Source organism: Telluria aromaticivorans, assembly GCF_013003915.1.
Lineage (GTDB): Bacteria > Pseudomonadota > Gammaproteobacteria > Burkholderiales > Burkholderiaceae_D > Telluria > Telluria aromaticivorans.
On the sequence record NZ_JABAIV010000001.1, the window covers coordinates 932,454 to 946,262 of the forward strand.

15 protein-coding genes are annotated in these 13,809 nt (G+C 63.6%); 6 read left to right on the top strand and 9 right to left on the bottom strand.

Annotated features, from left to right (window positions below):
• Positions 1-298: 298 nt before the first annotated feature.
• The 3 genes from ilvC to HGB41_RS04295 all read right to left on the bottom strand — a co-directional run bounded on the left by ilvC (position 299) and on the right by HGB41_RS04295 (position 3,631).
• Entirely contained in the window at positions 299-1,315 is a 1,017-nt protein-coding gene (ilvC, locus tag HGB41_RS04285) for a ketol-acid reductoisomerase (RefSeq protein ID WP_171081382.1), read from the bottom strand.
• 97 nt (positions 1,316-1,412) lie between these two features.
• A complete protein-coding gene (gene ilvN / locus HGB41_RS04290) occupies positions 1,413-1,904 on the bottom strand; it encodes an acetolactate synthase small subunit (RefSeq protein WP_171081384.1) in 492 nt (163 codons plus the stop codon).
• Positions 1,904-3,631 carry an acetolactate synthase 3 catalytic subunit gene (locus tag HGB41_RS04295; RefSeq protein WP_171081386.1) on the bottom strand — a complete coding sequence of 576 codons (1,728 nt, stop codon included), beginning with the start codon at positions 3,629-3,631 and terminating at the stop codon, positions 1,904-1,906. The genes ilvN and HGB41_RS04295 overlap by 1 nt, the downstream gene beginning before the upstream one ends.
• Positions 3,632-4,132: 501 nt before the next feature.
• On the opposite strand from HGB41_RS04295, the gene HGB41_RS04300 reads away from it, so the two are divergent.
• From HGB41_RS04300 to HGB41_RS04325, 6 genes are all read left to right on the top strand, one after another.
• Positions 4,133-4,753 carry a dienelactone hydrolase family protein gene (locus tag HGB41_RS04300; protein WP_171081388.1) on the top strand — a complete coding sequence of 207 codons (621 nt, stop codon included), beginning with the start codon at positions 4,133-4,135 and terminating at the stop codon, positions 4,751-4,753.
• Positions 4,754-4,762: 9 nt separating this feature from the next.
• Positions 4,763-5,680 (top strand): tetratricopeptide repeat protein, encoded by a 918-nt coding sequence (locus HGB41_RS04305; protein WP_171081389.1) that lies wholly within the window; start codon positions 4,763-4,765, stop codon positions 5,678-5,680.
• 197 nt (positions 5,681-5,877) lie between these two features.
• Complete coding sequence (locus HGB41_RS04310) at positions 5,878-6,447, top strand: RNA polymerase sigma factor (protein WP_171081391.1); 570 nt, start codon at positions 5,878-5,880, stop codon at positions 6,445-6,447.
• Complete coding sequence (locus HGB41_RS04315) at positions 6,444-6,845, top strand: DUF3619 family protein (protein ID WP_171081393.1); 402 nt, start codon at positions 6,444-6,446, stop codon at positions 6,843-6,845. The genes HGB41_RS04310 and HGB41_RS04315 overlap by 4 nt, the downstream gene beginning before the upstream one ends.
• Positions 6,842-7,603 (top strand): DUF3106 domain-containing protein, encoded by a 762-nt coding sequence (locus HGB41_RS04320; RefSeq protein WP_171081395.1) that lies wholly within the window; start codon positions 6,842-6,844, stop codon positions 7,601-7,603. The genes HGB41_RS04315 and HGB41_RS04320 overlap by 4 nt, the downstream gene beginning before the upstream one ends.
• Positions 7,590-8,102, top strand: a complete 513-nt coding sequence (locus HGB41_RS04325; protein WP_171081397.1) for an RDD family protein — start codon at positions 7,590-7,592, stop codon at positions 8,100-8,102. Before HGB41_RS04320 ends, HGB41_RS04325 begins: the two co-directional genes overlap by 14 nt.
• 266 nt (positions 8,103-8,368) lie before the next feature.
• Here HGB41_RS04325 and HGB41_RS04330 read toward each other — a convergent pair whose 3' ends face one another.
• The 6 genes from HGB41_RS04330 to hscA all read right to left on the bottom strand — a co-directional run bounded on the left by HGB41_RS04330 (position 8,369) and on the right by hscA (position 13,661).
• The gene (locus HGB41_RS04330; protein ID WP_171081398.1) at positions 8,369-9,121 is read right to left on the bottom strand and encodes an rRNA pseudouridine synthase; all 753 of its coding nucleotides are present in this window, start codon (positions 9,119-9,121) and stop codon (positions 8,369-8,371) included.
• Complete coding sequence (gene ltaE, locus HGB41_RS04335) at positions 9,118-10,149, bottom strand: low-specificity L-threonine aldolase (protein WP_171081401.1); 1,032 nt, start codon at positions 10,147-10,149, stop codon at positions 9,118-9,120. The genes HGB41_RS04330 and ltaE overlap by 4 nt, the downstream gene beginning before the upstream one ends.
• An 18-nt stretch (positions 10,150-10,167) precedes the next feature.
• A complete protein-coding gene (locus tag HGB41_RS04340) occupies positions 10,168-11,061 on the bottom strand; it encodes a class I SAM-dependent methyltransferase (RefSeq protein ID WP_171081403.1) in 894 nt (297 codons plus the stop codon).
• Complete coding sequence (iscX, locus tag HGB41_RS04345) at positions 11,048-11,242, bottom strand: Fe-S cluster assembly protein IscX (RefSeq protein ID WP_171081405.1); 195 nt, start codon at positions 11,240-11,242, stop codon at positions 11,048-11,050. Before iscX ends, HGB41_RS04340 begins: the two co-directional genes overlap by 14 nt.
• A gap of 25 nt (positions 11,243-11,267) precedes the next feature.
• Entirely contained in the window at positions 11,268-11,609 is a 342-nt protein-coding gene (gene fdx, locus HGB41_RS04350; protein WP_171081407.1) for an ISC system 2Fe-2S type ferredoxin, read from the bottom strand.
• A gap of 147 nt (positions 11,610-11,756) precedes the next feature.
• Positions 11,757-13,661: a Fe-S protein assembly chaperone HscA gene (gene hscA, locus HGB41_RS04355; RefSeq protein ID WP_171081408.1), complete on the bottom strand. Its 1,905-nt coding sequence runs from the start codon at positions 13,659-13,661 to the stop codon at positions 11,757-11,759.
• Between the last annotated feature and the right edge of the window lie 148 nt (positions 13,662-13,809).

Genomic DNA, 13,809 nt, shown 5'->3' on the forward strand with positions numbered 1-13,809 from the left:
CCGCGTCACTTATACGATACTATCTTCACAACTTCCATCGTGATTTTGTAATGGAAAGTTGCAACTGATTCGCAGGAGAAACAGCTGTCTCGATTTGTATAGAGAGTGTACGAATTGTCGCGACCCGTAGGGTGGGCAAGTTTCTTGCCCACGCGCTCAACCGATCGAGAAATCATCCGGACGTGGCTCGCATACGTGATTTGAACGCGTGGGCAGAATCTGCCCACCCGCCGGTGATACGTCTTACCCGATGTTTCGGCCCCAGTGATACGCAAAACGTATCACCGGACTCACACACTTAATTCTTCGACTGGTCGACGAGCTTGTTCTTCGCAATCCACGGCATCATCGCGCGCAGCTTGGCGCCGACCTCTTCGATCGGATGCTCCGCGGTCAGGCGACGACGCGAGATCAAGGTCGGGGCTCCGGCCTTGTTCTCGAGGATGAAGCTCTTCGCGTACTCGCCGGTCTGGATGTCCTTCAGGCACTGGCGCATCGCATCCTTGGTGGCCGAGGTAACGACTTTCGGGCCGGTCACGTACTCGCCGTATTCCGCGTTGTTCGAAATCGAGTAGTTCATGTTGGCGATGCCGCCTTCGTAGATCAGGTCGACGATCAGCTTGAGCTCGTGCAGGCATTCGAAGTACGCCATCTCCGGCGCGTAGCCCGCTTCGGTCAGGGTCTCGAAGCCGGCCTTGATCAGTTCCACCGCGCCGCCGCACAGCACGGCCTGTTCGCCGAACAAATCGGTCTCGGTCTCTTCGCGGAAGTTGGTCTCGATGATGCCGGCGCGACCGCCGCCATTGGCCATCGCATACGACAGCGCGATGTCGCGCGCCGAACCCGACTTGTCCTGGTAGACGGCGACCAGGTGCGGCACGCCGCCGCCCTGCTTGTAGGTGTTGCGCACGGTGTGGCCCGGGGCCTTCGGTGCGATCATGATCACGTCGAGGTCGGCGCGCGGCACCACCTGGCCGTAGTGGACATTGAAGCCGTGGGCAAAGGCCAGTACCGCGCCCTGCTTCGCGTTCGGCTCGACGTTCTGCTTGTAGACTTCCGCGATGTTCTCGTCCGGCAGCAGGATCATGATGATGTCGGCAGCCTTGACCGCTTCATCGACCTCGGCGACCTTCAGGCCGGCCTGTTCGACCTTGTTCCACGAAGCGCCGCCACGGCGCAGACCGACGGTGACGTTGACGCCCGATTCGCTCAGGTTCTGCGCGTGGGCGTGGCCCTGGGAGCCGTAGCCGATGATGGCAACGTTCTTGCCTTTGATGAGGGAGAGGTCGCAGTCTTTGTCGTAGAAAACGTTCATGGTCATTCCTTAGATTTTTAGATGTGTGGGTAGGCGGGCGCTGGTTGAACGCGTGGGCAGGAAACCTGCCCACCCTACGGGTTTCGAGTTAGCGTCGTTAAACTTTGAGGATGCGTTCGCCGCGGCCGATGCCCGAGCCGCCGGTGCGGACGGTCTCCAGGATCGAGGCGCGGTCGAGGGCGCCGATGAAGGCATCGAGCTTGCTCTTGGCGCCGGTCAGTTCGATCGTGTAGGTCTTCTCGGTCACGTCGATGATCCGGCCGCGGAAGATGTCGGCTGTGCGCTTGACTTCCTCGCGCTCCTTGCCGACCGCCCGCACCTTGATGAGCATGAGCTCGCGCTCGATGTGCTCGCCCTCGGTCAGGTCCACCACTTTCACCACTTCGATCAGGCGGTTCAGGTGCTTGGTGATCTGCTCGATGATGTCGTCCGAGCCGCTGGTGACGATGGTCATGCGCGACAAGGTCGCGTCTTCGGTCGGCGCCACGGTCAGGGTTTCGATGTTGTAGCCGCGTGCCGAGAACAGCCCGACCACGCGGGACAGCGCGCCGGCTTCGTTCTCGAGGAGGACGGAGATGATGTGTCGCATTACAGGTCCTCCGATCCGAGCAGCATCTCACTCAAGCCGGCGCCCGCCTTCACCATCGGCCAGACGTTCTCGCTCTGGTCGGTGAGGAAGTTCATGAATACCAGGCGGTCCTTCATCGCAAAGGCTTCGCGCAGCGATCCCTCGACATCGCCCGGCTTCTCGATGCGCATGCCCACGTGGCCATAGGCCTCGGCCAGCTTTTCGAAATCGGGCAGCGAATCCATATAGGACTCGGAATAACGCGAACCATAGTCGATCTGCTGCCACTGGCGGACCATGCCCAAGAAGCGGTTGTTCAGCAGGATGATCTTCGGCGTCAGGTGGTATTGCTTGCAGGTCGCGAGCTCCTGGATGCACATCTGGATCGAGCCTTCGCCGGTAACGCAGGCCACCGTCGCGCCGGGGTTCGCCATCTGCACGCCCATCGCGTACGGCAGGCCCACGCCCATCGTGCCCAGGCCGCCGGAATTGATCCAGCGGCGCGGCTTGTCGAAGCCGTAGTACTGCGCGGCCCACATCTGGTGCTGGCCGACGTCGGACGTAATGAAGGCGTCGCCGTTGGTCACCCGGTGCAGCTGCTCGATGACCGATTGCGGCTTGATCAGCTCATCCGACGATGCATAGGCCAGGCAATCCTTGCCGCGCCATTCCGCGATCTGCTTCCACCAGCCCTGCAGCGCATTGGTGTTGGCCGAAGGTGCGGCGGCATCGAGCTGCGCCAGCAGTTCCACCAGCACGTCCTTGACGTTGCCGACGATCGGGATGTCGACCTTCACCCGCTTCGAGATCGACGACGGGTCGATGTCGATATGGATGATCTTGCGCGGATGCGAGGCGAAGTGCTTCGGGTTGCCGATGACGCGGTCGTCGAAGCGGGCGCCGATGGCGATCAGGACGTCGCAGTTCTGCATCGCCATGTTCGCCTCATACGTGCCGTGCATGCCCGGCATGCCGACATAGTGCGGGCTGCTCGAGCGCGAGCCGCCCAGGCCCATCAGCGTGTTCGTCACCGGGAAGCCGAGCTTGTCGACCATGCGGTTCAGTTCATTCGAGGCATTCGCCAGGATCACGCCGCCGCCCGCATAGATCATCGGGCGCTCGGCCTGCAGCAGCAGTTGCACGGCCTTGCGGATCTGGCCCGCATGGCCCTTGTCGACCGGCTTGTACGAACGCATCTCGATCTCGCGAGGGTAGTCGTACACGCACTTGTGCATGCTGATGTCCTTCGGGATGTCGACCAGCACGGGGCCGGGACGGCCGGTGCGGGCGATGAAGAAGGCTTTCTTGATGGTGGTGGCCAGGTCCTTGACGTCCTTGACCAGGAAGTTGTGCTTGACCACCGGACGCGTGATGCCGACGGTATCGCATTCCTGGAAGGCGTCCTGGCCGATCGCATGGCTCGGCACCTGGCCGGTGATGACGACCATCGGGATCGAATCCATGTAGGCGGTCGACAGGCCGGTGACGGCATTGGTCACGCCGGGACCCGAGGTGACCAGGGCGACGCCCACGGTGTTCGAGCTGCGCGAATAGGCGTCGGCGGCATGCACCGCGGCCTGTTCGTGGCGGACGAGGACGTGCTGGAATTTGTCCTGCTTGAAGATGGCGTCGTAGATGTAGAGGACGGCCCCGCCGGGATAGCCGAAGACGTGCTTGACGCCCTCTTCCGCGAGACAACGCACCACAATCTCAGCGCCCGTGATGGGGACTGATGCTTCGTTATTCATGTCATTCCTTTCAAGACCCGGAGGGTGTTTTGATCGGATGCCCGTTCCTAACGAAACGCGTCAACGCGCAACAGTGCTCATGCGTCCCTTCTCTCTGCGGTCACGCCGGTGGTTCAGGACGCCGTAGGGTCCTTACGCACGGGCGCTGGGCGCAACTCGTTCGGCTTGAGTGTCTGTGGCGGTCAATCGCATCTCTCGCGCTTTTGGCGCGGGTCGGAGCAAACTGCCTACAAATGAAAGCGCGTCAAACCAAATAAGGCTTTATGTGCCTTACCGGATGACCGGAGAGCTTCGGGGGTGCAAAGCGTTCAATCACATTACTGCGTTGCACCATTTTGGTCAAGACTTCAAGAAAAAAATTTATCGCGGTCCAAAATGGTGCGCAAGCAGACTGGCCGGTGTTCCTGGCTTTCGGGCGAGATCGAGATTACCCAGGCTAGATAGACAAGTCTGTCTAGATCTGTACACTGCAGTTTTCGCCTTCCGGGAATTGATTTGCGCTTGATCCTGACCATTGCCCTGTTTTTGCCGGCATTTCCAGCCATGCGGCATCCCGTTTCGAGTTCCCCCCTGGGGCCGGGTCCCATGCCGGTGGGATTCCAGGCCGTTCACCAATACGATTTTTCCCGCACTTTCCTGAATGACCACGATCCTGTCACCGGGCGGGCAAACACCGGCGAACGGGCCCGGCCGGTCCAGACCCTGGTCTGGTATCCCGCCACCGGGCCGGGCAAGGCGATGCGCTATGGCGACTATCTCCAGCTCACCGGCAGTGAGTTGCACTTCACCCGCAGCGCGGAGCAAGCGCGCGCCGCTGCCGACGCCCTCATCCAAGGCGAATACGTGGCCGAGTCCGGCGCGGAGCAGGCGCGCCAGGAACTCCTTGGGGCCATGCGGGCGCGCCGCGATGCGCCTGCCCTCAAGGGTCGGTTTCCGGTCGTAATCTATGTCCCCAGCATCAGTGCTCCCGCAGCCGAGAACGCCGACCTGTGCGAATACCTGGCCAGTCACGGCTATATTGTGCTGGCCAGCCCCAGCGTCGGCCCGCGCTCGCGCGAGATGCCGAACACCCTGGAAGGCGCGGAAACAGGGGCGGCCGATATCGGCTTCCTGATTGCCTAAGCCCATAGCTTGCCGCATGCGGACAGCAGCCGCATCGGCGTCGCCGGTTACAGTTGGGGTGGACTGTCCAACCTGCTGGCGGCGGCCCGGGACAGCCGCATCAAGGCCCTGGTGAATCTCGATGGCTCGGTGCGCTATTACCCCGAGCTGGTCGCGTCCGCAAAATATGTGACACCGGAAAGCATGACCACGCCGATGCTGTATGTTGCCGCGCGCCCTACGCCCATCGAGGACCTTGCCAAGCGGGGCAAACCCGCAGCCAGCGTCCTGAACGACATGAAATACGCCGATCTCTACAAGCTGACGATGTACCCGATGCAGCATTTCGCGTTTTCGTCGACCTATTTGCGCTTCGCATCGGATACCAGGTTCGACCAGTACTCGCGGGCAGAAGTGAACCGCGCCTACGGCTGGACGGCGGCGTATGCGAAACGCTTCCTCGACGCTTACCTGAAAAAGGACAGCGAGGCGCGCGCCTTCCTGGACGCCGCACCCGCCAAACAGGGCATCGCCGCGCACGCCGCGACCATGGAAGTACGCCTGGCGGCCAAGCTCGCGAGCCGCGAACGCTTCGCGGCACAGCTGGCGCGCCAGGGCTTTCGCAATGCCCACACCGCCTACCTGGCCATGTATGGGCAGGACAAGACGGTCCGCCTCGCGGAGGCCGAGCTCAATGCCTGGGGCTATGCACTGCGGCGCAGCGGCGACAACGGTCCCGCAGTGGCGATATTGCGCCTGGCTACGGAGCTTTATCCCCTCAGTGCCAACGCCTTCGACAGCCTGGCCGAGGCCTGCGAGCGTAGCGGCGACCAGGCCGCGGCGATCCTGCATTACCGCCGCGCCCTGAGTCTCGATCCAGGCAGCGAGAATGCGCGCAAGCGGCTCGAGGCCCTGGAGACGTCCACCGCTTCAGGCAAGGCGTCCTGAAGCCAAGGCCTCAGCGCGGCCAACCGGCTCATGCGCACCACTTGGGCTAACATTTCGGGGAACTTCATGCAGTTTTTCTCATCCTGGCGACCCGGATTGCGCCCCACTGCGCAAATTCGGTGCGCCCGACTTGGTTTTTTGCTAGGATTCGTGAGTTTTCCTCACGGCATCCGCTTCACCCGCCCCTTTCACGACGCATGGCCACAGATAAAGAACTCAACGACTTCCTCGAGAATGTCGAACGGCGCGCGTTCAAGCAGGCGGTCTATGCGGTACGCAAGGACGAGTCGGCGCTCGACATCGTGCAGGACGCGATGATCAAGCTGGCCGAAAAATACGGCGACAAGCCGGCGGCCGAGCTGCCGATGCTGTTCCAGCGTATTTTGCAGACGACCATCCTCGACTACTTCCGCCGCGAAAAGGTGCGTAATACCTGGGTCAGTTTGTTTTCGGGCTTTAGCCGGCCGGATAGTGATGATGAGGAATTTGATATACTTTCCTCCTACGAAGCCGAAGCCGGCACCGCCGCCGCCGAGTCGAGCGCGGACCAGTTTGAGCGTGCGCAAACCCTGCGCATCATCGAACAAGAAGTAGAAAAGCTCCCCACGCGTCAACGGGAAGCCTTCCTCATGCGTTACTGGCAGGATATGGACGTGGCCGAGACGGCCGAAGCGATGGGGTGTTCCGAGGGGAGCGTCAAGACGCACTGCTCCCGCGCTACTCACGCTCTCGCCGCGGCGCTCAAGGCCAAGGGAATCAAGCTATGAACACGGACGACATCAACCTGGCGTACAAGATACGCCATGCCCTGAACGAGAACCTCGACGCGCTGCCGGCGGCGACAAGCGACCGGCTGGCTGCTGCACGCGCACGCGCCTTGTCTCGCAAGAAAGCCGACGCCCGCGGGGCTACCCGCCCGGCGAAGCGCCCGTTCTTCAACATCAACGCCCTGTTTACTGGCCCGGCACTGGCACGCCTGGCCGTGGCGGCGCCGATCCTGGCGCTGGTCATCGGCATGGGCGGGGTCTACCAGTACGAGCAGCAGGAGCGCATGGCCGCGATGGCCGAGATCGACGCTGCCGTGCTGGCCGACGAGCTGCCGCTCACTGCCTACCTCGACCAGGGCTTCAACGTCTACGTGGAGTCGCAACAGCGCCAGCAATGACGAAGTCCGCTCGACAGCCTCGCATCGCCGTTGTTGCAACTGCGGCAGCGGTCTTGATTGCCGGGGCCGCGACCTGGGCGGTATACAACCGGTCCGAATCGACGGCGCCTGCCGCGCGCGGCGCCGGCAACCCCGCCACCACTGCCGCCGGCGCCAAGCCGGCTGCCAAGACCCTCGACAAGCCGCTCTGGCGCGAGCTGTCCCGTACCCAGCAAACTGCCCTCAAGCCGCTGCAGCCCGAATGGGACGGCATGGACGGCATACGCAAGCGCCGCTGGTTGGAGTTGTCGCACCGCTTCGCCTCGATGAACGGGACCGAGCAAAGCCGCGTGCACGAGCGCATGCGCCAGTGGATGCGCCTGACGCCGGCCCAGCGCAACCTCGCGCGCGAAAACTACAGCAAGACCCGCAAGCTGGCGCCGGGCGAAAAGGCCGCGAACTGGGAAAGCTACAAGCAGCTGTCCCCGGAAGAGCGGCGCAAGCTCGCGCGCTCGGGCACGGGCCGTCCACAGGGCGCGCCGGCCATGCCGCAAGCGCCCGTCATCGAGATGCCGACCCCCTGCCCGCCGGGCGCCATGCGCCGCGGCACCGCCTGCATCCTGCCGACGGCGCCCGCGCCGGCTACGGCGCCGGCCACCGTTCCCGCCGTGATCACCTCGGCGCCACCTGCCGCCGCGCCCGCACCAGCGCCTGCACCTTCCGCTCCGGCTTCCGCTCCTACTTCCGCCGCCCCGTCCGTTCCGAATGCAAGCAACTAACCCTGTCATCGTCGCCACGCCGACCATCCGCCGCCGCGTGTTCTCCATGCTGTACGAATTCTTCCTGCTGCTGTCGGTCCAGGTCCTGGCCGTAGCGCTCTACCTGCTGGTGACCCTGAACAGCCAGCATCCGGTGGCCGAGCACGGACGCAACCTGTTCGTGCTGCTGGTGACGGGGGCCTATTTCATCTACTGCTGGACCAATAGCGGGCATACCCTGGCCATGAAGACCTGGCGCATCAAGGTGGTCAAGCTGGGTTATGCACGGTTGCCGTACAAGACGGCGGCCCTGCGTTTCCTGTTCGCCTGGGGCTGGTTCCTGCCAGCGCTGCTGGTGTGCTGGGCGTTTGGATTGCGCGGCAAGCAGGTGGCGTTTGCGGTGATGGCGGGGATTGCGGCCTGGGCGCTGACGGCGTTTCTGGACAAGGACCGCCAGTTCCTGCATGACCGGCTGGCGGGGACGCGGTTGATTGCGTTGCCGAAGGTGGTGCGGAAATAGGCATGTAGCAACGGTAGGCTGCGAACCTGATTCCGGCCTTTGGAGTCGCATCTCAATCGTAGGGTGGGCAAGTTTCTTGCCCACGCGGTGATAGTTGCAATGTAAGCAGCCGCGCGGGCTGCAGCACGGTGGTTTGAACGCGTGGGCAAGGTAATTCAGGCCAATGGCCTGAATTACGAATTGCCCACCCTACCAATAACCGGCGGCTCTTAAGTGACCGGCATCAGCGAAGGCCTGCATCAAATGTTGCCAGCAGCACGAACGTATCAGAACCGCTCGTAATCCAGCAAATACCTCCACTCCCCCACCGCCAGCCCCGCCAGCGGCAGGCGCCCGACGCGAAGCCTGCGCATCTCGACGATCTCCAGCCCGACCTGGCCGCACATGTGGTCGATCAGCCCTGGCTTCACATCCTTCAGCGCGAAACGCAGGCGATGCTCGTTCTGCCAGCTCACCTTCATCGGCGCGATCGGCTTGCCGCTGAACTTCAGGCCGTGATTGAGCAGCGCCAGCCCGCCTTCCTTGATCGTGCCGGCGACTTCGACGATGTATTCCTGCTCCACCTTGGCCGCATCGTCCACGAGTTTACGCACCACGCGGAAATCCTGCGAATAGATCACCAGGCCGCTCGCATCGGTTTCCAGCGGCGTGCACAAGGTCAGCTTGCTCAGGTGGCGCTTGAGGAAGCGCGGCTGGCCGTGGCTTTGCGCGGCGTGCTTCTCGGCCACCAGGCATGCCAGTGAGGGCTCGCCGCGCGCGCCGACGCCGGAATTGAAGCCGGCCGGCTTGTGCAGCAGGATGGTGACCGGCGGCGCTTCTTCGGCCGAAGCGCCGGGCTTGACGCGCACTTCCTGGCTCGGGAGCACGCGGCTGGCAGGGTCTTCGACCATCTCGCCGTCCACGCTGACACCGCCGCCGGCGATATAACGCTCCGCTTCGGCACGCGAACAGCCCAGCTGCGCGGCGATGCGCTTGGCCAGGCGGATGCCGTCATCGACAGGCTTGGTGTGATCGCTCATGCCTGCCATCCGGCGAAGAAAGCCTTGAATACGTCGATGGTGCGCGCCACATCGGCGCTGGACACGTCCAGGTGGGTCACCAGGCGCATGCGCGGGCCGACCGTGGCGCGGACGCGCTCGCGTGCCAGTGCCTGGCGCAGTGGGTCGCAGGCGCTTGCCGGCACGTCCATCCAGAAGATGTTGGTCTGCGGGCTGCCGACCTTCAGGGCCTCGATCTCCGACAGGCCGCGCGCCAGGGCTGCGGCGTTATCGTGGTCTTCGGCCAGGCGCTGCACATTGTGCTCGAGCGCGAACTGTCCGGCCGCGGCGATTACGCCGGCCTGGCGCATGCCGCCGCCCAGCATCTTGCGCCAGCGCTTGCCCTGCTCGATGAATGCCTTGGGGCCCAGCAGCACGGAACCGACCGGTGCGCCCAGGCCTTTCGACAGGCAGACCGAGACGGTATCGAAACCGGCGACGACCGCGCGCAGGCTGATGGCCTGCTCCACCGCCGCATTGCAGATGCGCGCGCCGTCGAGGTGGGTGCCCAAGCCCTTGTCGTGGGCCAGCCTGGTGGCAGCCGCGACATAGTCGCGCGGCAGCACGCGCCCGCCGATGGTGTTTTCCAGGGCCAGCAGGCGGGTGCGCGCGAAGTGGATGTCGTCGGGCTTGATATAGGCCTCGATATCCGAAAGCAGAATGCTGCCGTCAGGCTGGTTGGCGATTGGCTGCGGCTGGATACTGCCCAGCACCGCGGCGCCGCCGCCTTCGTATTTATAGGTATGCGCTTCCTGGCCGACCAGGTATTCGTCACCGCGGCCGCAGTGGGTCATCAACGCGATCAGGTTGGTCTGCGTGCCCGAAGGCGCGAACATGCCGGCCTCGAAGCCGAACAAATCGGCTGCATATTCCTGCAGGCGGTTGACCGCCGGGTCGTCGCCGTAGACGTCGTCGCCGACCTCGGCTTGCGCCATCGCCGCCAGCATCGCTTCGGACGGCTGGGTGACGGTATCGCTGCGCAGGTCGATCCAGTTATTCTTGTCGCTCATCGTGTTCTCAATCCGTAGTCAGTCCGCAATCGCGGCGTCAGCTTGCGAGGTATAGAAACGCGTCTTCATTTCGTCGAGGCCCAGTTCCGCCATGACTTCGTGCAGGCGCTCGGTCGGCCGGCGGCGCGGCAAATTCTTGTAGGTGGCCACGATCAGCTCATTCTTCATCGAGTGCTCCCAGCCCACCAGTTCCGTCACCGTCACCTGGTAGCCGTGCGCTTCCAGTTGCAGGCAGCGCAGCACGTTGGTGATCTGGCTGCCGAATTCGCGCGTATGGATCGGGTGGCGCCAGATCTCGGTCAGCGCGCTGCGGCCCAGGTCCTTGCCCTTGTTCTTGCGCAGCACGGTCGCGATCTCGGCCTGGCAGCACGGCACCAGCACCATGTGCTTCGCCTTCTTCTTGAGCGCGAAGTCGATGGCGTCGTCGGTGGCCGTGTTACAGGCGTGCAGCGCGGTGACGATGTCGATGGTCTCCGGGAGCTTGCTGGAGGTGGTCGACTCGGCGACCGACAGCGGCAGGAAGGACATGCCGCCAAAGCCCAGGCGCGCGGCGAGCTCGGTCGATTTCTGCACCAGCTCTTCGCGCGTCTCGATGCCGTAGATGTGAGAGCCGTCATCCAGTCCCTTGAAGAACAGGTCGTACAGGATGAAACCGAGGTAGGACTTGCCCGCGCCGTGGTCGACCAGCGAGACGCCCGGCTTCTGGCTTTGCACGTCCTTGAGCAGCGGCTCGATGAAGTTGTACAGGTGGTAGACCTGTTTCAGCTTGCGGCGGCTGTCCTGGTTCAGTTTGCCGTCGCGCGTAAGGATGTGCAGTTCCTTCAGCAGCTCGACCGACTGGCCGGGGCGGACTTCCGGCGGCAGCTCTGCGACGGCCGGGGATTTGGTGTGGGGCGGTTTAATGTGCTTCATCGATCCATGCTGCCTGTATGGCTTCCAGTACGCGTTCGCCGCCGCGCGTGCGGTCGTCGTCAAAGCCGTCGAGGGCGACGACCCAGTTGTGAAGGTCGACGAAGCGCACGGTGGCGGGGTCGACCCCGGGATACTTTTCAAGCAGGGATTCGGCGATGGCGCTGACGTCAGTCCACTTCATGTTCGGCTCCCGCCCACTGATAGCGTCAGTGGTTTTTTTCGGCTGCGTGGTTGATGGTGTACTTCGGGATCTCGACGACCAGGTCTTGATCGGCGACGATGGCCTGGCAGGACAGGCGCGAATTCGGCTCCAGGCCCCAGGCCTTGTCCAGCATGTCTTCTTCTTTTTCTTCCTGCTCGTTCAGCGAGGCAAAGCCTTCGCGCACGATGATGTGGCAGGTGGTGCAGGCGCAGACGCGGTCGCAGGCGTGTTCGATCTCGATGTCGTTCTCGAGCAGCACGTCGCAGACCGACTTGCCGGCCGGGGATTCCAGCACGGCGCCTTCCGGGCACAGAACTGGGTGAGGAAGGATGACGATTTGTGGCACTTGATACCTCGTAGATGTGTTTTTCGTAGGGTGGGCGGGTCTCCCGCCCACGCGGTGATAGTTAGCTCATGAACAGCCGTCCGGGCTGCAGCAATGTGATCTGACCGCGTGGACAGGAAACCTGCCCACCCTACATATAGATAATGCTTAGACCTCGTCCAGCGACTTGCCCGCCAGCGCCTTGCGCACGCTCTTGTCCATGCGGCGGGCGGCGAATTCTTCGGTGCCTTTGGCCAGCGCCTGCACGGCTGCATGCAAAGCGTCCTGGCGCACGCCCGGCTCGATCGACGTATCGTTCGAGCCTTGAACCGCGTCGCGCACACCTTGCACCAGCCCTGCCAGCGCTGCCTGCTCGGCAACGCCCAGCAGATCGGCGTCGGACTCCAGCGCCGACTGCGTCGCCAGCAAGATGCGCTCGGCCTCGACCTGCTCTTCGCGCAGCGCGCGCATCTGCATGTCGCCCTGGGCGGAACTGTACGAATCCTGCAGCATGCGCGCCACCTCGTCGTCACCCAAACCATAGGATGGCTTCACGGTAATCGAGGCCTCCACGCCGGAGCGGGTTTCGCGTGCCGCCACCGACAGCAGCCCATCCGCATCGACTTGATAAGTGACGCGGATGCGGGCAGCGCCGGCCGCCATCGGCGGGATGCCGCGCAGCTCGAAGCGGGCCAGCGAACGGCAGTCGGACACCAGCTCGCGCTCGCCCTGCACCACGTGCACAGCCAAAGCCGTCTGGCCATCCTTGAAGGTGGTGAATTCCTGCGCGCGTGCGCACGGGATGGTCGAATTGCGCGGGATGATCTTCTCGACCAGGCCGCCCATGGTCTCGATACCGAGCGACAGCGGGGTCACGTCCAGCAGCAGCCAATCGTCGCCTTCGGCGCGGTTACCGGCCAGCAGGTTGGCCTGGATGGCGGCGCCCAGCGCCACCACCTTGTCCGGGTCGATGTTCGCGTGCGGGATGGTATGGAAGAACTCGGACACCGCGCGGCGCACGTGCGGCATGCGGGTGGCGCCGCCGACCATCACGACACCGTCGACGTCTTCGACCGACACGTCGGCATCGCGCATCGCCTTGCGGATCGCGTTCATGGTCTTGCCGACCAGGTGCCTGGTGATCTCGGCGAAGGTGTGCGCGGTGATCGTCACCTGCACCAACTCGCCCGATTTCAGGATCGCTTCGATGGTCGTTTCGTCGTTGGTCGACAGTTGTTCCTTGGCCTGGCGCGCCTTGACCATCAGGGTTGCGGTGTCCTGGTGGGACAGCGGCGCCAGCTTGGCCTGCTCCATGATCCAGCAGAACAGGCGATGGTCGAAGTCATCGCCGCCCAGGGCCGAATCGCCGCCGGTCGACAGCACTTCGAACACGCCCTTGGACAATTTGAGGATCGAGATGTCGAAGGTGCCGCCGCCAAGATCGTACACGGCGTAGACGCCTTCCTTGGCGTGGTCGAGGCCATAGGCGATGGCAGCGGCGGTCGGTTCGGACAGCAGGCGCAACACGTTGATGCCGGCCAGCTGGGCGGCGTCCTTGGTGGCCTGGCGCTGGGCGTCGTCGAAATAGGCGGGCACGGTGATGACCGCGCCGACCAGCTCGTCGCCAAGCGAATCTTCGGCGCGCTGGCGCAGCGTGGCCAGGATCTGGGCCGAGGTCTCGACCGGGCTCTTGATGCCGGCGACGGTACGGATCTGGACCATGCCGTGACCGCCTTCGCGGTCACCGTCAACGAAATCGTAGGGCAGGTTTTCGGCGTGGGCGATGTCCTTCAGGCCGCGGCCCATGAAGCGCTTGACCGACACGACGGTGTTCTTCGGGTCGGTGGTCTGGTGCGCCTGCGCCTTGTGGCCGATGTTGGCATTGCCGTTGGCCAGGTAACGCACGACCGACGGCAGCAACTGGCGGCCGTCCTCGTCGCTTAGCACTTCCGGAATGCCGCTGCGGACGGTGGCGACCAGCGAGTTGGTGGTGCCCAGGTCGATGCCGACCGCCAGGCGGTGCTGGTGCGGGGCGGTGGACATGCCGGGTTCGGCGATTTGGAGTAGTGCCATTATCTTGTTACCTGATCTTTTTTTTGTATGGGACGAAATCCCGATATGCGGTGTGGTTTGCCGTTGTAGGGTGGGCGGGTTCCCCGCCCACCCGGTCAACCAGCGGCGAGATCATCGTGAACGAACGCCCATCCGCCAAGGATCACCG

Bases quoted from the DNA above. Each gene is read 5' to 3' on its own strand.
- ilvC (WP_171081382.1), bottom strand. From the start codon at position 1,315: ATGAACGTTTTCTACGACAAAGACTGCGACCTCTCCCTCATCAAAGGC.
- ilvN (WP_171081384.1), bottom strand. From the start codon at position 1,904: ATGCGACACATCATCTCCGTCCTCCTCGAGAACGAAGCCGGCGCGCTG.
- HGB41_RS04295 (WP_171081386.1), bottom strand. From the start codon at position 3,631: ATGAATAACGAAGCATCAGTCCCCATCACGGGCGCTGAGATTGTGGTG.
- HGB41_RS04310 (WP_171081391.1), top strand. From the start codon at position 5,878: ATGGCCACAGATAAAGAACTCAACGACTTCCTCGAGAATGTCGAACGG.
- HGB41_RS04315 (WP_171081393.1), top strand. From the start codon at position 6,444: ATGAACACGGACGACATCAACCTGGCGTACAAGATACGCCATGCCCTG.
- HGB41_RS04320 (WP_171081395.1), top strand. From the start codon at position 6,842: ATGACGAAGTCCGCTCGACAGCCTCGCATCGCCGTTGTTGCAACTGCG.
- HGB41_RS04325 (WP_171081397.1), top strand. From the start codon at position 7,590: ATGCAAGCAACTAACCCTGTCATCGTCGCCACGCCGACCATCCGCCGC.
- HGB41_RS04330 (WP_171081398.1), bottom strand. From the start codon at position 9,121: ATGAGCGATCACACCAAGCCTGTCGATGACGGCATCCGCCTGGCCAAG.
- ltaE (WP_171081401.1), bottom strand. From the start codon at position 10,149: ATGAGCGACAAGAATAACTGGATCGACCTGCGCAGCGATACCGTCACC.
- HGB41_RS04340 (WP_171081403.1), bottom strand. From the start codon at position 11,061: ATGAAGCACATTAAACCGCCCCACACCAAATCCCCGGCCGTCGCAGAG.
- iscX (WP_171081405.1), bottom strand. From the start codon at position 11,242: ATGAAGTGGACTGACGTCAGCGCCATCGCCGAATCCCTGCTTGAAAAG.
- hscA (WP_171081408.1), bottom strand. From the start codon at position 13,661: ATGGCACTACTCCAAATCGCCGAACCCGGCATGTCCACCGCCCCGCAC.